The organism is Ruegeria sp. L12 (genome assembly GCF_056531745.1).
This window is the reverse complement of the sequence record NZ_JBQFMH010000003.1, coordinates 233836-252084: the sequence shown is the minus strand read 5'-3', so window position 1 is coordinate 252084 and position 18249 is coordinate 233836. Positions and strand designations below refer to the sequence as shown.

Annotated in this window: 17 protein-coding genes; 5 read left to right on the top strand and 12 right to left on the bottom strand. The window is 59.9% G+C overall.

Annotated features, from left to right (window positions below; genetic code table 11):
- Positions 1–33: 33 nt before the first annotated feature.
- Positions 34–1578 carry a Ppx/GppA family phosphatase gene (locus ACR0K9_RS06685; RefSeq protein WP_480530113.1) on the top strand — a complete coding sequence of 515 codons (1545 nt, stop codon included), beginning with the start codon at positions 34–36 and terminating at the stop codon, positions 1576–1578.
- Here the strand turns inward: ACR0K9_RS06685 and ACR0K9_RS06680 are convergent, their stop codons facing one another.
- From ACR0K9_RS06680 to ACR0K9_RS06650, 7 genes are all read right to left on the bottom strand, one after another.
- Complete coding sequence (locus ACR0K9_RS06680) at positions 1579–1977, bottom strand: hypothetical protein (RefSeq protein ID WP_480821743.1); 399 nt, start codon at positions 1975–1977, stop codon at positions 1579–1581.
- A 10-nt stretch (positions 1978–1987) separates the two neighbouring features.
- Positions 1988–2980, bottom strand: coding sequence for an endonuclease/exonuclease/phosphatase family protein (locus tag ACR0K9_RS06675; protein WP_480821741.1), 993 nt, complete (start codon positions 2978–2980; stop codon positions 1988–1990).
- A 4-nt stretch (positions 2981–2984) separates the two neighbouring features.
- Positions 2985–3665, bottom strand: a complete 681-nt coding sequence (locus ACR0K9_RS06670; RefSeq protein ID WP_480530119.1) for a TerB family tellurite resistance protein — start codon at positions 3663–3665, stop codon at positions 2985–2987.
- Positions 3666–3674: 9 nt separating this feature from the next.
- Positions 3675–4199 carry an N-acetyltransferase family protein gene (locus tag ACR0K9_RS06665; protein WP_480530121.1) on the bottom strand — a complete coding sequence of 175 codons (525 nt, stop codon included), beginning with the start codon at positions 4197–4199 and terminating at the stop codon, positions 3675–3677.
- Complete coding sequence (locus tag ACR0K9_RS06660) at positions 4196–4798, bottom strand: VOC family protein (RefSeq protein WP_480821739.1); 603 nt, start codon at positions 4796–4798, stop codon at positions 4196–4198. Before ACR0K9_RS06660 ends, ACR0K9_RS06665 begins: the two co-directional genes overlap by 4 nt.
- Positions 4799–4945: 147 nt before the next feature.
- A complete protein-coding gene (scpA, locus tag ACR0K9_RS06655) occupies positions 4946–7072 on the bottom strand; it encodes a methylmalonyl-CoA mutase (RefSeq protein WP_480821737.1) in 2127 nt (708 codons plus the stop codon).
- A complete protein-coding gene (locus ACR0K9_RS06650) occupies positions 7069–7884 on the bottom strand; it encodes a hypothetical protein (protein WP_480530127.1) in 816 nt (271 codons plus the stop codon). The genes scpA and ACR0K9_RS06650 overlap by 4 nt, the downstream gene beginning before the upstream one ends.
- Positions 7885–8054: 170 nt before the next feature.
- On the opposite strand from ACR0K9_RS06650, the gene ACR0K9_RS06645 reads away from it, so the two are divergent.
- The gene (locus ACR0K9_RS06645) at positions 8055–8501 is read left to right on the top strand and encodes a DUF4174 domain-containing protein (RefSeq protein ID WP_480821735.1); all 447 of its coding nucleotides are present in this window, start codon (positions 8055–8057) and stop codon (positions 8499–8501) included.
- A 76-nt stretch (positions 8502–8577) separates the two neighbouring features.
- Here the strand turns inward: ACR0K9_RS06645 and ACR0K9_RS06640 are convergent, their stop codons facing one another.
- Positions 8578–10623 carry an acetyl-CoA carboxylase biotin carboxylase subunit gene (locus ACR0K9_RS06640; protein WP_480821733.1) on the bottom strand — a complete coding sequence of 682 codons (2046 nt, stop codon included), beginning with the start codon at positions 10621–10623 and terminating at the stop codon, positions 8578–8580.
- A gap of 117 nt (positions 10624–10740) precedes the next feature.
- Positions 10741–10944, bottom strand: a complete 204-nt coding sequence (locus tag ACR0K9_RS06635; protein ID WP_480821731.1) for a hypothetical protein — start codon at positions 10942–10944, stop codon at positions 10741–10743.
- Between the two features lie 650 nt (positions 10945–11594).
- Between ACR0K9_RS06635 and ACR0K9_RS06630 the strand changes: the two genes are divergently transcribed.
- Positions 11595–12746 (top strand): DcaP family trimeric outer membrane transporter, encoded by a 1152-nt coding sequence (locus tag ACR0K9_RS06630; protein ID WP_480821729.1) that lies wholly within the window; start codon positions 11595–11597, stop codon positions 12744–12746.
- A gap of 86 nt (positions 12747–12832) precedes the next feature.
- Here the strand turns inward: ACR0K9_RS06630 and ACR0K9_RS06625 are convergent, their stop codons facing one another.
- From ACR0K9_RS06625 to ACR0K9_RS06615, 3 genes are all read right to left on the bottom strand, one after another.
- Entirely contained in the window at positions 12833–13186 is a 354-nt protein-coding gene (locus ACR0K9_RS06625; protein ID WP_480821727.1) for a hypothetical protein, read from the bottom strand.
- Between the two features lie 130 nt (positions 13187–13316).
- Positions 13317–13799, bottom strand: a complete 483-nt coding sequence (locus ACR0K9_RS06620) for a DUF6497 family protein (RefSeq protein ID WP_480821725.1) — start codon at positions 13797–13799, stop codon at positions 13317–13319.
- 32 nt (positions 13800–13831) lie between these two features.
- Entirely contained in the window at positions 13832–15364 is a 1533-nt protein-coding gene (locus ACR0K9_RS06615) for an acyl-CoA carboxylase subunit beta (RefSeq protein ID WP_480530141.1), read from the bottom strand.
- A 181-nt stretch (positions 15365–15545) separates the two neighbouring features.
- Between ACR0K9_RS06615 and ACR0K9_RS06610 the strand changes: the two genes are divergently transcribed.
- A complete protein-coding gene (locus ACR0K9_RS06610) occupies positions 15546–16751 on the top strand; it encodes a multidrug effflux MFS transporter (protein ID WP_480821723.1) in 1206 nt (401 codons plus the stop codon).
- A 63-nt stretch (positions 16752–16814) separates the two neighbouring features.
- On the top strand, positions 16815–18215 hold the full coding sequence (locus ACR0K9_RS06605) for a helix-turn-helix domain-containing protein (protein ID WP_480821721.1): 1401 nt from the start codon (positions 16815–16817) through the stop codon (positions 18213–18215).
- The last annotated feature ends 34 nt before the right edge of the window (positions 18216–18249 follow it).

Here is an 18249-nt window from a genome sequence, read left to right as displayed (position 1 = left end):
CGCATCCTGTCGCGCAAAAGACCTGGGGACACCATGACCAAGATCGCCGAGACTGATTTCCCGGATCACGGGCTGTTCGGAAGGCCACTGTTCGAAGATCCGGGAGCGCGTGCGCTGTCCCGGGTCGGGGTTGTCGATATCGGGTCGAACTCGGTCCGGATGGTGATCTTTGACGGCGCGGCACGGTCACCGGCCTATTTCTACAATGAAAAGGTGATGTGCGAACTGGGCGCGGGTCTGTCTGAAACGGGCCGACTGAACCCGGAAGGCCGAAAACGCGCGCTGGCGGCCCTGCACAGGTTTCAGCACCTTGCCAACGATCTGGGCCTGCCCGCCCTGCACGCAGTCGCCACCGCCGCGGTGCGCGAGGCCAGCGACGGGCCGGAGTTCTGCGCGCAGGTGAAGGCCGAAACCGGGCTGATCATCAACGTTGTCGATGGCGAGGAAGAGGCGCGGCTGTCGGCACAGGGCGTGTTGCTGGGATGGCCCGGTGCCTATGGATTGATCTGCGATATCGGCGGCTCTTCGGTGGAGCTGGCCGAGATCGGTGGCGGCAAGGTCGGGCGGCGGATGACCTCGCCCCTTGGGCCGCTGAAACTGCGCGACATCAAGGGCGGACGGCGGGCGCGCAAGGCATATATCAAGGAAACGCTGGAAGAGATGCGCGACCGGATGGGCCCGCAACGCGACCGCCTGTTTCTGGTCGGCGGCAGCTGGCGTGCCTTTGCCCGGCTGGACATGCTGCGCCGGGGCTATCCGCTGAACGTGCTGCATGAATACCGAATGACGCAGGCGCAGGTGCGCGATACCATCAAGTTCATCGAAAAGAACGACCCGACCGAGTTGCGCGTCATGGCTGGTGTGTCCAGCTCGCGTATGGCGCTGATCCCCTATGCGATGGATGTTCTGACGCGGCTGATCCGCACGTTCAAACCCAAGGATATCGCCATCTCAAGCTATGGTATCCGCGAAGGGTTGCTGTACGAGCAGATGCCCCAGCGCCTGCGCGACCGCGACCCGCTGATCGAAGCCTGCCGCTTTGCCGAGGCCAAGGATGCCCGCCTGCCCGGCTTTGGCAAACATCTGTATGATTTTGTCCAGCCGCTGTTCAAATCAGCCCCACCACAGCGCCTGCGCCTGATCAAGGCCGCCTGCCTGCTGCATGACGTAAGCTGGCGCGCCCATCCCGATTATCGCGCCGAGGCCTGTTTCGAATATGTCACCCGCGCCAATATGAGCGGGATAAAGCATTCGGAACGGGTACTCATCGGACTGGCCCTGCAACACCGCTATCGTAACAAACGCGAGGGGAACCGGTTCACCGATCTCTATGAGTTGCTGGACGAACGCGGCCAGGAACAGGCCGAGATTCTGGGCAAAGCGCTGCGCTTCGGGGCGATGCTGTGGATGCAGACCGATGCGACCATGGGCAAACTGCGTTTTTATCCCAAGAAACAAGTCCTTGAGCTGCGCCTGCCCAAGGCGGCCGGTCCCTTGTTCAACGAAGTGGCCGAATCGCGTTTAAACTCGCTGGCTTCCGCACTGAAATCCGAGCCGCGCGTGATCTTGCGGGGATGATCAGATATCGGTGAACCCGTCAGAGGGGTCTTCCTGCGGCGTCAGGTCTTCGGGCTGGTCCTTGGGTTTCTTGCGGATGATGATATCGCCATTCGGCAACATCTCGGGCGCTTCATAGGCGCTCCAATCCTGTACTTGTTCCGCAAGGTCGGCCAGTGCGGGGCCCATTTCCTGTATGAAGGATTGCAAGGCCGGGCCAAGCTGATCGGCAAGCCCGCGCAGGTCTTCAATCGTGGGCTCCATTTCCTGCCGCAGGCCTTCCAGAAACAACTCGGCCCCACGCTCCATCAGCGATTTGCCCGAATCTTCCTGCGCTTGGGCAGGCAAGGCCAGCGCGGTACAGGCCGCAGAGATCAACATCAGATGTCGCATATCGGGAATATAATCACGGATGGCCATGGGTGAAAGGTCAGAGCGCGATATCCAAAGTCACCGGAAAGTGGTCGGACGCCGTTAGCAGCGCATCGCGCAGTTCGGGATTACCCCAGCAGGCGGCATCACGAAACGGATGCCAGATGCGCCAGTCCGGCTGATAGCCGCGCAAATCTTCGCTGATCATGATGTAATCCAGCAGTGCTTCGAGATACCGGCCTTCCTTTGGGCGGGCAAATCGGGCGGTGGCCGGGACCGAGCCGGGGCGGAACTCCAGCGCCCGGGCCGCATGGGGATCATAGAGCCCGGCCTGCAACAGGATCTCGACCGATGATCGGCCAAACAGGTGTTCGAACTCATCCAGCCCTGGCCCGTCATTCAGATCGCCCAGCAGAACAATCGATTCCTGCGCCGCGACATGATGCGTGACCCGGCGGGCCAGCCAGACCGCCTGCGCCAGCTGTTTGCGACGATTGGCAATCGATATCCGGATCATCTCGTCCCGCGATCCGGCACCATGGGGCGCCTTGGATTTCAGATGCGCGCCGATCAGGCGGAACGCCCGCCCCGAGGCGGTCTCAATCGCCAATTCCAGCGGCGGTTTGGAAAACTGCACCTGATCTTCGGTGGCATCCACATCCAGATCGATGCGAAAGTCCGTATCGAACCGGGGGGCGTCCTCTGCCTCCTTCGGATCGTGGCGGGCCTTCAGCACCTTAGGATCGTACAGAAGGGCCAGTTCCTGATGGGTGTCATTGGCAAACCCCATGATTGCGTGGCTTGTGCGCAATTCGAACGCTTCGGCAAAACCCTGCAGGGCACGCACTGTGTTCTGGGCTTTACCCGTATTGGGAGCCTCGACAATCAGCAGGGCATCGGCATCGATCGCTGTCAGAACCTTGGCCACCGCTTCGACCTGCTGGGCCTTCGTCACGTCATGCCGCCCCGACCAGTTGTCATCGACGACTAGTGTGTCATTTCGGTCGAACAGATTGGCGAACCATTCGATATTGTAGGTCGCCAATCGCATGGGATCAGACCTTGGCGCCGTTGATTTCATCCCAGGCGCGGTTGATATCGATCATCTTTTTCTCGGCCAGCCGCACCGCCTCTTCCGGTACGCCGCGCGCCAGCATCGCATCGGGATGGGTCTCGCGCACCAGTTGCCGCCAAACCTTGCGAATTTCGGTCAGAGGAGCGTCGCGGGGCACGCCCAGCACGGTATAGGGGTCTTTCGGCGCATCCGGCACAAAACGCGCGCGCAGGGCCATGAACTGCGCGTCGGTCTGACCGAAAATACGGCTGACTTCTTCCAGAAACTCGTTTTCGTTCGGGTGGTAGAACCCGTCTGCCATCGCGATGTGAAACAGCCCTTCCATAAGGTCGCACAGGGTGGTGCTGTCTTCGGCGAACATGCGGGCAATCCGGCGGGCATAGTCCTGATATCCCGCGACATCTGTTCGTGCCATGTCAAAGACCTTGGCCGCCCCGTCTTCATCCTCGGGCGCGATCTGAAACACTTCGCGGAAGGCGGTGACCTCATCCCGCGTCACCTGACCGTCGGCCTTGGCCATTTTGGCGCCAAGCGCCACAACGGCAATCGCAAAAGCCACCGAACGTTCGGGCGGCGTGCGCAGTTTCTCAAAAACCGCGGTCAGGCTTTCGCCCTGGGCAAGCGCATTCAGCGCGTCGGCTATTCTGGTCCAGATCGACATGGGCGCACCCTAGCGTGCCTTTTTGTCCCTGTCAGGTGCGACAGATGACTGCGGGCCGAGTATTTTCTGCATCAGGACAAGGTCCAATCGCTGACCCCACTTGAACCCCACTTCGGGCATACGGCCCACATGTTCAAAGCCGATGGCCGCGTGAAAGGCGATAGCTGCCGGGTTGGCCGACGAGATGCCTGCGACCAGCACATGCACCTGATCCGCCTTTGCGCAATCCTCCAACGCAGCCATCAGAGCGCGACCGACGCCCTGCCCTCTGGTCTGAGGTGCCAACTGAATCGAATGTTCCCGACATTGCGTATATCCGGGGCCAGAGCGGAAATTGCCATAGGTCGCAAAGCCCAGCACAACACCTTCGCGCTCGGCGACCAGAAAAGCCGGACCTTTGGCCTCGATATCCGCAACGATGCTTTCAACACTGCGTTCATCAGTGGTGAAGGTGACCAGCGTGTCGCGGATGATCGCGTTGGTGATCGCGGCAATCGCAGGTGCATCCTTAGCCATCGCCTGTCGGATGTTCATTCCAGAACCCACAGCCCGTGCGGTGTTTCGATTTCGGCGCGCAATGCCACCGGACCGCTGTCAAACACGACCCGCTCCAACGCGCCCAAAGACTTGGCCAGATCCAGCGCATCCGGATGGCACACGATCAGGCGACGCAATCGGCAACCACTGTCTTGCAGCATTTGCGCCGGATGCAGATCGCCGTGCCACTGGATCAGCGCCGGAAACAGATTGTCGAATGGAAGACGCCCGTTTGGCGGAACCGCCATGCGCCAGCGCAAAGCACCCCGGTCCAGATCAATCGGCTGGCCGATGCCATCCGGGAAAACGGCTAACGACGATTCGATATCAGGAACCCGGCAAATCCAGTTGGTCAGACGCGGCGACCCTTTGAACCGGTCCAGATCAAACCAGCGGGTTCTTTGTGGAATGGCGGCCTCAGGGTCGATGGCAATGGCCTCCAGATACAACCCCTCGCGCAGGCCTAGAAGCCGGTTATGCGTGCCGAACTTTTTGTGCTTGCCGCCATCCTGCAACCGCACGCCCAGCGCGTCTTCAATATGCGCCGAAGCTTCGCCAAGCGTTTCGCCTGCAACGGCCAGGTGATCCAGTCTCATCGTCCATTCTCCAGCATGAAGCGCCAAGCTTACAGCCATCTCCATCCCCCGGACAATAAGGGAACCGCATCTTCATCTGGCCAGAAATATCCTCGGGGGGAATCGCGCGTTGCGCGATGGGGGGCAGACAGCCCCCCTGCCGCCTTCTCAGCCCTGCGCTTCGCCGATCAGGCGCAGAATGTCCTGCGCCGCCTCGGGGATGTTGGTGCCCGGGCCAAAGATGGCCTTCACCCCATGATCATAAAGGAACTGATAATCCTGCTGAGGGATCACGCCGCCGCAGATGACGATGATATCCTCGGCCCCAGCCTTTTTCAGCTCTTCCACCAGTTGAGGTGCCAGCGTCTTATGCCCCGCAGCCTGAGACGAAATGCCAATGACATGCACGTCGTTGTCCACCGCGTCCTGCGCCGCCTCGGCAGGGGTCTGGAACAGCGGGCCGACATCCACGTCGAAACCAATATCGGCAAAGGCGGTGGCGATCACCTTGGCGCCCCGGTCATGCCCGTCCTGTCCCATCTTGACCACCAGCAGGCGGGGGCGACGGCCTTCAGCCTCGGCAAAATCCTCGATGGATTTCTGGATGGCGGCAAAGCCTTCGTCGCCTTCGTAAGCCGCGCCATAGACACCGGCCAGCGTTTTCACCTCGGCGCGGTGACGGCCGAATTCCTTTTCCATTGCCATGCTGATCTCTCCTACGGATGCGCGGGCGCGGGCGGCCTCGACGGCGGCGGCCAGCAGGTTGCCACCATCACGGGCGGTGGTAGTCAAGGCGTCGAGTGCTTGCTGGCATGCCGCTTCGTCACGAGTCGCCCGGATACGTTCAAGCCGTGCCACCTGCGCCTCGCGCACGGCGACATTGTCGACGTCGAGAATATCGATCGGGTCTTCCTGTTCCTTGCGGTATTTGTTGACGCCGACGATGACTTCTTCACCACGGTCGATCATGGCCTGACGGCGGGCTGCGCTTTCCTCGATCCGCAGCTTGGGCATGCCAGAGGCCACGGCCTTGGTCATCCCGCCCATCTCTTCGACCTCTTCCATCAGAGCCCAGGCTTTTTCAACCAGCTCATTGGTCAGGCTTTCGACGTAATACGACCCGGCCAGCGGATCGACCACATCGGTCACGCCGGTCTCTTCCTGCAACACCAGCTGCGTATTCCGCGCGATACGGGCCGAGAAATCAGTGGGCAGGGCAATCGCCTCGTCCAGAGCGTTGGTGTGCAGCGACTGGGTGCCGCCCAGAACCGCGCTCATCGCCTCATAGGCGGTGCGGATCACGTTGTTATAGGGGTCCTGTTCCTGCAGGCTGACGCCCGAGGTCTGGCAATGCGTCCGCAGCATCTTGGAGCGCTCGGATTTCGCGCCGAAATCCGTCATCACCCGATGCCACAGGGTGCGGGCGGCGCGCAGTTTGGCGATCTCCATGAAGAAATTCATGCCGATGGCAAAGAAAAACGACAGACGGCCCGCGAACTTGTCCACGTCCATCCCGGCCTCGGTCGCGGCGCGCACATATTCGCGCCCGTCTGCCAGCGTATAGGCCAGTTCCTGCACCAGATTGGCGCCGGCCTCTTGCATGTGATAGCCCGAGATCGAGATCGAGTTAAACTTGGGCATCTCGTTCGAGGTATAGTCGATGATGTCCGAGATGATCTTCATCGACGGCTCGGGTGGGTAGATATAGGTGTTGCGCACCATGAACTCTTTCAGAATGTCATTCTGAATGGTGCCCGACAGCACGGCCTTGTCATGCCCCTGCTCTTGGCCCGCAACGATGAAACTGGCCAGAACCGGGATCACCGCGCCGTTCATGGTCATCGAGACCGAAACCTTGTCCAGCGGGATACCATCGAACAGAATCTTCATATCCTCGACGCTGTCGATGGCCACACCGGCCTTGCCGACATCGCCCACCACGCGCGGGTGATCACTGTCATATCCCCGGTGCGTCGCCAGATCGAAGGCGACGGAAACGCCCTGCTGCCCGGCGGCCAGATTGCGACGGTAAAAGGCGTTTGATTCCTCGGCGGTCGAAAACCCCGCATATTGACGAATGGTCCACGGACGCCCGGCATACATCGTTGCCTTCACACCGCGCGTGAACGGGCCGAACCCCGGAAGCGTGCCCATATGCGGCAGATCGGCGGTGTCTTCCTGTGTATAAAGCGGTTTGACGTCGATGCCTTCGAGCGTTTCCCTGGTCAGATCGTTCAACGGGCGTCCGCGCAGCTCTTTCTCGGCCAGCGCCTGCCAGTCTTTCGTGTCGGTCATGTCGGTTTCCTCTGTTCAATTCCGGTTTCGGCGGGGGTGGCCCCGCACATATTTCCATCTGTCCGGCAGATCAGTTCGGCTCGCCCATCAGCACCTGAGGCCAGCCATTCCAAATCATCGGCGTAGTCGGCCCAAAGCTTCATGGCCTGTTCAGCGCTCAGCCCATGGGGCGCGGGCATGGGTGCCGCATTCAGCGCAAGGCCGTCACTGAATGCGGGCGCGGGGCCAGTCAACAGCGCCGCAAGCTGCGCCTGCTGACAGCCCGCGAAATCCTCGAAAGGCAGAACGAGCAATGGGACGTTCGGGAAGGCGTGACTTAAGTCGGTGATGACATCGCGCCAGCTCCGCTTGCTTTGCACGATGCGTTTCCATTTTGCCGGCTCTATAGGGTCACCGCCACGTTTGAACTTGTAGGCGGCCACGGAAGACCAATACATGTCCAACGCTCGGATATTCAGAGCGATTTTGGTCACTCTGCCACCAAAGGCCTGCGCCAAGAGATGCCCGCGCGTCTGCAGACCGGGATAAAGTGACGCCAAGGCAATATTGCGCGACATCGAGCCCACAAAGTTTTCTTGGCTGACCAAAAGCTGCATCGCACCATCTTGCTGACATGCGTCCAACTCGCGACGTATCCTGTCACAGACCTCGGGCGTTAGCTTGTTTAGGCTGTTGAGGCCATTGGAACGTGTTCGTTCCGGCCCCCAATATGCCAATCCTTGATTGGCGAGTATCTGCGTGTTCCGGCTCAGATAGTTCTGGAAACTGGTGCTTGCACACCGATGTGCGCCGCAATGCAGGATAATTTCCATCCGCTTACACTCCTGTCCGAAAGATCGAAGGAATGGCGGGTTTTCTGTACCCTCTGGTGGCTACTTGATGGATAGAACCGCGTCTGATGAACATATTTTTGATGCTGATGGACATTTCGCCAGTCGCATTCGCCCAAGCAGAGGCTATATTCATCACAACAGGAGGCCACATGACACGCACGCTTGCCCTTGTTTTCTCGGCACTATTCCCGCTGGCCGTTTTGGCCGCTGACGGGTCCGCACCTGCGGATGACGCCTTTGTGCGACCCGCAGGTGACAACACGCTGGACGAGTTTCTTTGGGTCAGTCGCCCTATCGTCGTCTTTGCCGACACGCCCGCCGACCCGCGATTCCAACAGCAGATCGACATGCTGCTGGAAGGCGAAGACGCGATGCGGGATCGCGATGTGATCGTGCTGACCGACACAGATCCCAAGGCGCGGTCCCCGATCCGGTCGCAACTGCGCCCGCGCGGGTTCCAGATGGTGTTTGTCGACAAGGACGGCGTGGTCAAACTGCGCAAACCCAGCCCCTGGAGCGTGCGCGAAATCGGTCGGTCCATCGACAAGACCCCCCTGCGCGAACGCGAGATTCGCGAGCGGCGCGAAGGCGGCTGAGCGCTTTCACCACGCCCGCAGGCCCCGGCGCAGTACGCCGGGACGCTTGTGCGATATGGTGAAAACGCGGGCATGATCACTCGAACTCGATGATCACATCGTCCACGGCAAGGCTGTCGCCGGGGCCTGCGTTGACCTTGGCGACCACGCCCTTCTTCTCGGCGCGCAGGATGTTTTCCATCTTCATCGCCTCGACAGTGCAGAGCGCCTGACCCTCCTGCACCTCCTGCCCCACTTCGACATCGATCTTCACGATCAGGCCGGGCATCGGGCAAAGCAGCATTTTTGAGGTATCGGGCGGCAGTTTCTCGGGCATCAGCTGCGCCAGTTCGGCCTGGCGCGGGGTGCGCACATGCACCTTGAAATCCGCGCCGCGATTGCGGATGCGGAACCCGCCGGAAACCTTGCCCACCTTCAGCACCAGTGGGCTGCCATCCACATCGAGAATCGCAAGCTGATCCCCCGGCGTCCAGTCCGATGCGACGCGCGAGGTGGTGCCATCCGCGAATGTCACCGACGACCCATCTTTGTCCGCATCGATGGCAACGGCAAACTCCTGCCCCTGCAGGGTCACAACCCAATCAGTACCGACCTTGCGCTCGTGATTGTCCATCCGTCCCGACACGCGGGTGCGGCGAATCTCGGCCACCCGGTGCATCGCAGCGCACGAGGCTGCGATCCGGCGCAGATCGGCCTCGGGCAGATCGACACCTTCGAATCCGTCCGGGTATTCCTCGGCGATGAAAGCCGTCGTCATGTCACCGCTGATGAATTTCGGATGATCCATCACCGCCGACAAGAACGGCAGGTTGTGACCGATGCCTTCGACCTCGAAACTGTCCAGCGCCACGCGCATCGCCTCAATCGCCTGTTCGCGGGTGGGCGCCCATGTGCACAGCTTGGCGATCATCGGATCGTAATACATACTGATCTCACCGCCCTCATAAACGCCGGTATCGTTGCGCACAGCCGCAGGGCCTTCGGGCGCATCACCCTGCCATTTGCCATTGAACAGCATCGGACCAGCCGCGGTTTCCTGTGGCGGGCGATAACGGGACAGGCGACCAATGGAAGGCAGGAAGCCGCGATACGGGTCTTCGGCATACAGACGGTTTTCGATGGCCCAGCCAGTCAGGGTGACGTCATCCTGCGTGATCGACAAAGGCTCACCCGCCGCCACGCGGATCATCTGTTCGACCAGATCGACGCCGGTGATCAATTCGGTCACCGGATGTTCCACCTGCAGACGGGTATTCATTTCAAGGAAATAGAAGTTCTTTTCGCCGTCCACGATGAATTCCACCGTACCCGCGCTGGCATAATCCACCGCCTTGGCCAACGCGACCGCCTGCTCACCCATTGCCTTGCGGGTCTCAGGGTCAAGGAAGGGCGATGGTGCCTCTTCCACCACTTTCTGGTTGCGGCGCTGGATCGAACACTCACGCTCACCCAGATAAATGCCGTTGCCGTGGCTGTCGCACAGAACCTGAATTTCGATGTGACGTGGTTGGGTCACGAACTTCTCGATGAAGATCCGGTCATCACCGAACGAGTTCGCAGCCTCGTTCTTGGACGACTGGAAGCCTTCGCGCGCTTCTTCATCGTTCCAGGCGATCCGCATGCCTTTGCCGCCGCCACCGGCGCTGGCCTTGATCATGACCGGATAGCCAATGTCGTTGGAGATCTTGACAGCCTCGTCCGCATCCTCAATCAGGCCCATATAGCCGGGCACCGTCGAAACGCCTGCGTCCTGCGCAATCTTCTTCGAGGTGATCTTGTCGCCCATGCTTTCGATGGCACCCACCGGAGGGCCGACAAAAGCCACGCCTGCAGCGTCCAGCGCCTCGGCGAATTTCGAGTTCTCGGACAGAAAGCCATAACCGGGATGCACTGCCTGCGCACCGCTTTGGCGGATCGCATCCATGACTTTGTCGATCACGATATAAGATTGGTTGGCAGGTGGCGGGCCGATATGCACAGCCTCATCCGCCATCGACACATGCAGCGCGTTCTTGTCGGCGTCCGAGTAAATGGCAACGGTGCCGATTCCCATCTTGCGCGCGGTCTTGATGACCCGGCAGGCGATCTCGCCCCGGTTGGCGATCAGGATCTTGTTGAACATGGAACGTCCTTTGTCTTGGGGTTCTGGAAACGCAAAACGCCGCCGCAGGGCGATGACCCCACGACGGCGTGATGCGCGATGACGGACGGGGCCTGAAGCGCCCCGATCAATTCAGAGTTAGTTGCAGTTATTCTGCGTCTTGCAATACAGGACGTTGCCCGCAGCACCGACCGCTGCCCCAAGCAGCGGGTCCGCACTGAGGACCGCGGCGCCAACCGCCCCGGCACCACCGCCAAGGATGGCCTGTTCGCCGAGCGAGTCGCCACAGGCCGCGAGGCCCGCGCAGGTCGCAAGAACAAGGAATAGTCGTGAAGTTCGCATGGATACTGCCCTTTCAGGTTTCTTGGCGTATTTGTCGCCAGATGCCGAAACCCTGCATTGTTATGCAATATCAAAGCGGACAAATCGGCGTTATGCGCAGCTTTTTGCCGTTCTTTTTGTGCCTGTGCAGAAAAGAAAAACGCGGGCAGGACCATGTGGGGAACACAAGCCTGCCCGCGGAAGGAAGGGGTACGGAATAGTAGGTGCTTGTGCGACGCAGGCAAAGTAGAGCCGCACTGCCCCTTCACCATGCACTGCACAATTACACCCGCAAGTGACTCATTGTTTCCAATGGAATTTCCGGCTGAAACCTGCCCATCCGGCGAATTTCCGCGCAAAATTGCGCCGACCGAATAAACCGGGCTGGCGGCCACGCGCGCGTCCGAACCCGTCACAGTTTCGTTACAAAACCGGTTTGAATACAAATTGTGTATCAGTACGAGCTCACAATTACTCTCGACCAAGTCACAGAAAATCTTGTCCCTGCACAGAGGCTTAGCGCCGCCTCTCTCAACGTCGTGATCACAGTGAAACTTTGAAGCACATTTGCTTGAGAAATGGCGCGTTTTTTCTCGCTTTTTAGTGATTTCCCTCGTGCCCTCTGGCGTGGAACGGTGCCGGCGCACACTCGCACACAAGGAACTAATGCAATGAAAATAAAGGCTAAAACAGCCAGCTTGCTTGCCGCCAGCACGCTTTCCATGACCGGAATGCAAGCCTTGGCGCAGGATGCACAAACTCAGGCCGAACTGGACGCGCTGCGCGCCCGGGTCGAAGCACTTGAGGCTGGTAAAACCGGGTCGGGCACCGGCGATCTGCAGATCGGAAACACCACGCTGGACGTCTATGGCTACATCAAGGCCGACTTCTTCTATGACTTCGATTTCGATCAGGGCGACACTGCGTTCGTAAACGTCGTCGGGGAACCCTCGGCGGCCACCAGCGGCACATTCGGTGCCACGGTCCGTCAATCCCGGATTGGCCTGCGTACCAACACCCCTTCGGGAATCGGTGACATTCAGGGCCAGATCGAAGTTGATGCGTTTGGCTCGGGCGGCACCGCAGAATTCCGGATCCGTCACGCCAACATCCGGATTGGCGAACAATGGCTGATCGGTCAGTACTGGACCAACTTCCAGCCACTGGACACTTATCCGACCTCGGTCGAATTCAATGGCCCTGTTGGTATTGCTTTCGCGCGGGTTCCGCAGGTGCGTTACACAAACACATCGGTAAAAAACACCAGCTTCGCCGTCTCGATCGAAGAGAATGTTGGAGGCTCGAACTCGGATGATCCGGTCTTCACTGCTTCGGCGGAATATAATGACGGCAAGTACATTGCCCGCGGTGCCCTTCTTTACGGTAAAGCCGAAGATGGCGGCAGTGAGGTTGACCAGACAGGCCTGACTCTGTCCGCCTCGGCGCGTCTTTGGGAAGGTGGCCTGATCCAGGCCAACTATGTCACCGGTGAAGCCCTTGGCCCCTGGTTGATTGGCCTGGGTGATCCCATCGTTGGTGGTGAAGCCAACGATGTTGATGGTTTCACTGTCGAACTCCGACAGCAGTTGACCCCCAAATGGAATGTGGGTGTCTCGTATGGCTACGAGGACTATGACCTGCCGACTTCGACCGGGACATTGTCGTTCACCGAATTGGAAACGATCCATGTCAACGCCTTCTATCAGGCGACTGACAACCTGACGCTCAGCGCCGAGTACATCTATGGTGAGCGGAACGATACGATTTCTGGCGACGACTTCGATGCCAGCCGCATTCAGCTTGCCGCGCAGCTGAACTTCTGATCCCAACAGCGCACCCTGCCCGTTCGCGGGCAGGGTCACACCGTCATGACCCAAAATCAGGTTATGTGCGACCGCCCCCAACATGATCAGCCTATCCCATCGAAGATGTCGGGAAACGACTGACGCGCCGCGCCCAGATCGATCACCAGCAAAGCGTCGTAGCTGGCCGGATCAAACGGATCTTCCGCCGCCACAACCTCGCGCCCGAACAGCCAACTGAGCCGACCGGCGTCCAGATTGCCACGTTCGAACGGCTGATCGCCAAAATGCGCCCACAGCGCTTCGAGAAACGCAGCATCAGCGCGTTTGTCCGCCGGTTTACGATCCCGGAATCGTTCGCGCCGGGTCAGGGGTGTGACACCCTTGGGATTGGCACGCCGGATGGTGAACTGAAAATCGGTTCCGGACAGCCGACCGGGAAATCCACGATGTTTCAACATGGCAAAACCCCGTGTGACAGAGTATTGAAAAGACAGGAAAACCGGTCCGGTTTCCGGGGCAGAGCGATCATGCGCACCTCCAAAGCCGCAGTGTTTGAATGGGACGCTCTGAGGGTATGAGTGATCATGGTCAGAGCCCCTCCCAGATACACGTGGATTGCTCCAGCCGGTAGGCCTCGAAAAACTGGGTGGCATCGGGTTGCGCGCTGCCGAAATCCACTGGCCGGTCCGAGAATGAGATAACCACACGGGCGGGCTCCAACTCGTGCAGCGCCACATATGGAACGGCCAGCGTCTGGCACAGATGCTCCATGTCGATGACCGCGACATCATAGGTGATGCGACCCGCTGTCGAGCCGATCTTGGGCGCAATGAACCGGAACCGCACCCAGAGCTCGCCCGGATTGTCGTCCAGCAACACGTTGCTGAGTTGCACCGGCTGCCCCGAAGGCACCGGCAGCAGGTTTTCCGCCTGCGCCGGAGCGGTCGCCGATGCCGTCAGGACAGCACATGCCAGAACATAACCCCGGACCTGCTGGGGGCGGACTCCACCCTTCGGGGTCAGGCGCAGAGCCCGTTGGGCCTGCGCGATCTTATGTCTGGCAAACTGCATCATGAAACACCGTCAGGTGATGACCTGCGTCCTTACAGCGGAATATTGTCGTGCTTTTTCCACGGGTTCTTCAATTGTTTGCCCCGCAAGCTGGCAAATGCGCGCGAGACACGGCGGCGGGTCGATTGCGGCATGATCACCTCGTCGATGAAGCCACGCTCGGCGGCGACGAAGGGGTTAGCGAAACGATCTTCGTAATCCTGCGTATGCTGCGCGATCTTCTCGGCATCTCCCAGATCGGCACGGTGAATGATCTCGGTCGCGCCTTTGGCGCCCATCACCGCAATCTCGGCTGTAGGCCAGGCATAGTTGAAATCGCCACGCAGATGTTTCGAGGCCATAACGTCATAAGCGCCGCCATAAGCTTTGCGGGTGATCACGGTCACCTTCGGCACCGTCGCTTCGCCATAGGCAAACAACAGTTTCGCGCCGTGCTTGATCACGCCGCCATATTCCTGAGACGTCCCCGGCAGGAAGCCCGGAACATCGACAAAGGTCAGGATCGGGATTTCAAAGCAATCGCAGAAGCGCACAAACCGCGCCGCCTTGCGCGAGCTGTCGATATCCAGACACCCGGCCAGCACCATCGGCTGGTTGGCCACGACACCCACGGTCTGCCCCTCAAGCCGGATGAAACCGGTGATGATGTTCTTGGCATAATCTTCCTGAATCTCGTAGAAATCCCCCTCATCCGCGATCTTGGTGATGAGTTCTTTCATGTCGTAGGGCGTGTTGGGATTATCCGGAATCAGCGTATCCAGCGAGGTTTCAACCCGGTCAGGTTCGTCAAAGAACGGACGCACGGGCGGCTTTTCACGGTTGTTGAGCGGCAGGAAATCGACCAGACGGCGCACTTCGGCCAAGGCCTCCACGTCATTTTCAAACGCTCCGTCGGCGACCGAAGATTTCTTGGTGTGGGTCGACGCTCCGCCCAGTTCCTCGGCGGTCACGACCTCGTTGGTGACGGTCTTCACCACGTCGGGGCCGGTCACGAACATATAGGACGTGTCTTTGACCATGAAGATGAAGTCGGTCATCGCCGGGCTATAAACCGCGCCACCCGCACAGGGGCCCATGATCACACTGATCTGCGGCACCACGCCCGAGGCCATGATGTTGCGCTGGAACACCTCTGCATAGCCCGCAAGCGAAGCCACGCCTTCCTGAATCCGCGCCCCGCCCGAGTCGTTGATGCCAATCACGGGCGCCCCGTTTTGCACCGCCATATCCATGATCTTGCAGATCTTTTGCGCATGGGTTTCGGACAGCGAACCGCCGAACACAGTGAAATCCTGACTGAACACATAAACCATGCGACCGTTGATCGTGCCCCAGCCGGTCACGACACCGTCTCCCGCAGGCTTTTGGTTTTCCATCCCGAAATCAGTGCAGCGATGGCTGACGAACATGTCGAACTCTTCAAAGCTGCCTTCGTCGACCAGCAGTTCGATCCGCTCGCGCGCAGTCAGTTTGCCGCGCCCGTGCTGGGCATCGATCCGCCTTTGCCCACCGCCAAGCCGGGCGTTGGTGCGGCGGTCTTCAAGCTCGGAAAGGATATCTTTCATGACGGTAGTCCCCTATGAAATTTTGCGGGACCATACCGGGCCTGCCCTAAAGCCCAAAGAAGTTTTCGGCAAATTTGCAAAGTTTTGAAAATGGAACTTGAGGTAAATGCAAATCTGCTAATTTCACCTCAAATTGAAACTGCTGATGGCAATTCACACGCGCAGGCCCTAAAGGTGAACCATGCAGTTCAGATCGACCGCCATCAACCGCACGCCACCCACGCTGGCAACGCTTGTACTATTGTCAGGCTTATCGGCGCTGAGCATGAACCTGTACCTGCCCAGCCTGCCTTTCATGGCGACATATTTCCAGACCGATTATAAAACGATGCAACTGTCGATCGCATTGTATCTTCTGGTCAACGCGGTGCTGCAAATCCTGATCGGACCGCTGGCGGACAAGGCCGGGCGCAGGCCCGTATTACTGTGGGGGCTTGCCTTGTTCCTGCTGGCCACGCTGGGCTGTATCTATGCCCCAACGATCGAGGTTTTTCTGGCCTTCCGCATGGGCCAGGCCGTAATCGTCGTGGGTATCGTCCTCAGCCGGGCGGCGGTGCGTGACATGTATTCTCAGGACAAAGCCGCCTCGATGCTTGGCTATGTCACCATGGGGATGGCCGTTGTCCCGATGCTCGGCCCCGCTGTGGGTGGCTTGCTTGAGGAAGCGTTCGGCTGGAAGGCCAATTTCTGGCTTCCCTTCGGTCTGGCCGCCTTTGCCCTGTGGCTGACCTATCAGGATTTTGGCGAAACCGCCGCGTCGAGCGGCAAGACACTGATTGAGCAGTTCCGCGAATATCCCGAATTGCTGAAATCTCCGCGTTTCTGGGGCTATTCCCTATCCTCCGCGCTGTCATCGGGTGCCTTCTTCGCCTATCTCGGCGGCGCGCCTTTCATCGGAACCGAAATCTTCGGCATGACTGCGGCCGAGGTCGGCGTGTATTTCGGCGCCCCGGCACTGGGCTATTTCTTCGGGAACTTCACAAGCGGGCGCTTTTCGGTGCGCTTCGGCGTCAATCGGATGGTGCTGTGGGGCTGCTGCCTGAACGCCATCGGCGTCTTCATCTCTGCTGCCCTGTTTCTGGCCGGGATGGGCACAGCAATCAGCTTTTTCGGCCTGATGACCTTTGTCGGGCTGGGCAACGGCATGTCGATCCCGAACGCCACCGCAGGGGCCCTGTCGGTGCGCCCGCATCTGGCTGCAACCGCCTCGGGCCTGAGCGGCGCGATCATGCTGGGCGGCGGCGCCGCCCTCAGCGCTGGGGCGGGCGCCCTGCTGACGCGCGAAACCGGGGCAATGCCGCTGCTTTGGCTGATGCTGGCAACCTCGATCCTGGCCATCGTCGCGATCAGCAGCGTCATCTGGCGCGAGAAAACACTGGGTCTCTAGACGCTTGCAAGAATGGGTTTGCAAAGTTAGCCTGCACATTCAGGAAAGCTGCAAAGAACCACCATGGCCACCCAGAAACTCTATGCCGGCGCCAAGCTGCGCGAGATGCGCACGCGCCTGTCCCTGACGCAGAAGGAATTCGCCACGAAACTGGGCGTTTCGCTGCCATACCTCAACCAGATGGAGAACAACAACCGTCCGATCTCGACCACGGTTGTTCTGGCGCTTGCGCAAGAGTTCGGTATGGATGTCACCGAACTCAGCACAGGTGACAGCGAGCGGCTCATCTCGGACATGCGCGAGGCGCTGGCCGATCCGGTCTTTGCCGATACGATGCCTCCGCTGGCCGATCTGCGCCTCACCGCGTCAAACGCACCAGCGCTGGCGCGTGCCTTTATCGAACTGCACCGCAGCTATCGCCAGACCCACGAGCGCCTCGCCTCGCTGGACGAAGCCCTGGGGCGCGAGGACGCGCGCATTCAGGCCAGCCCGTGGGAAGAAGTGCGCGACTTCTTCCACTACTGCGACAACTATATCGACGCGGTGGACCGCGCGGCGGAACGCTTCGCCGCACGAGCGGAAGAGGCTGGGGGTATCCGTCAGGCCGCCCTCAACAGCCTGTCCGAACGCGGCATCCATGTCACTTTCGCAGACACCGAAACCCTGCGCAGTTATAGCGCAACAGACAAAACCCTGCGCCTGTCTTCGCGCGCGGCACCTCAGACACAGGTCTTTCAACTGCTGCTGCAAGTGGCGCTGATCAGTCAGGACAAGCTGCTTGAAGCAACGCTCGATTTTGCACGCTTCCAAAGCGACGAGGCCCGTGCGATCGCCAAAATCGGGCTTGCCAACTACTTCGCCGGGGCCTCTCTGATGCCCTATGCCGTGTTTTTGTCGGCGGCGCAGGAATACCGTCACGATCTTGAACTGCTGAGCAACCGCTTCGGCGCGTCCATCGAACAGATCGCCCACCGCCTGTCGACCCTGCAACGCCCGGGTGCCAAGGGCATCCCGTTTTTCTTCGTGCGCGTCGATCAGGCCGGGACCATCACCAAGCGCCACTCGGCCACGCGCCTGCAATTTGCCCGTTTCGGCGGCGCCTGCCCACTGTGGAACGTCCACCGTGCCTTTGAAACGCCGGGCCATTTCCTGCAGCAACTGGCAGAAACCCCGGACGGTGTCCGCTATATCTCACTGGCCCGCGATGTCTCGAAGTCCGGCGGATCGTTTGGCGCGCCGGTGCGCCGATATGCCATCGCCCTGGGGTGCGAGGTTCGCCATGCCGAGGCGCTGGTCTATGCCGATAATCTCGACATCAACAACGCCAGCGCATTCGAACCCATCGGCATTTCGTGCCGCATCTGCGAACGCCAGACCTGCCACCAGCGCTCGGTTCCGCCGCTGGAACGCCGCCTGACCATCGACGCCCATACCCGGGGCACCCTGCCCTACGAAGTCACCTGATCTTCATCTGGCCCCAAATATCCCGGGGGAGTCG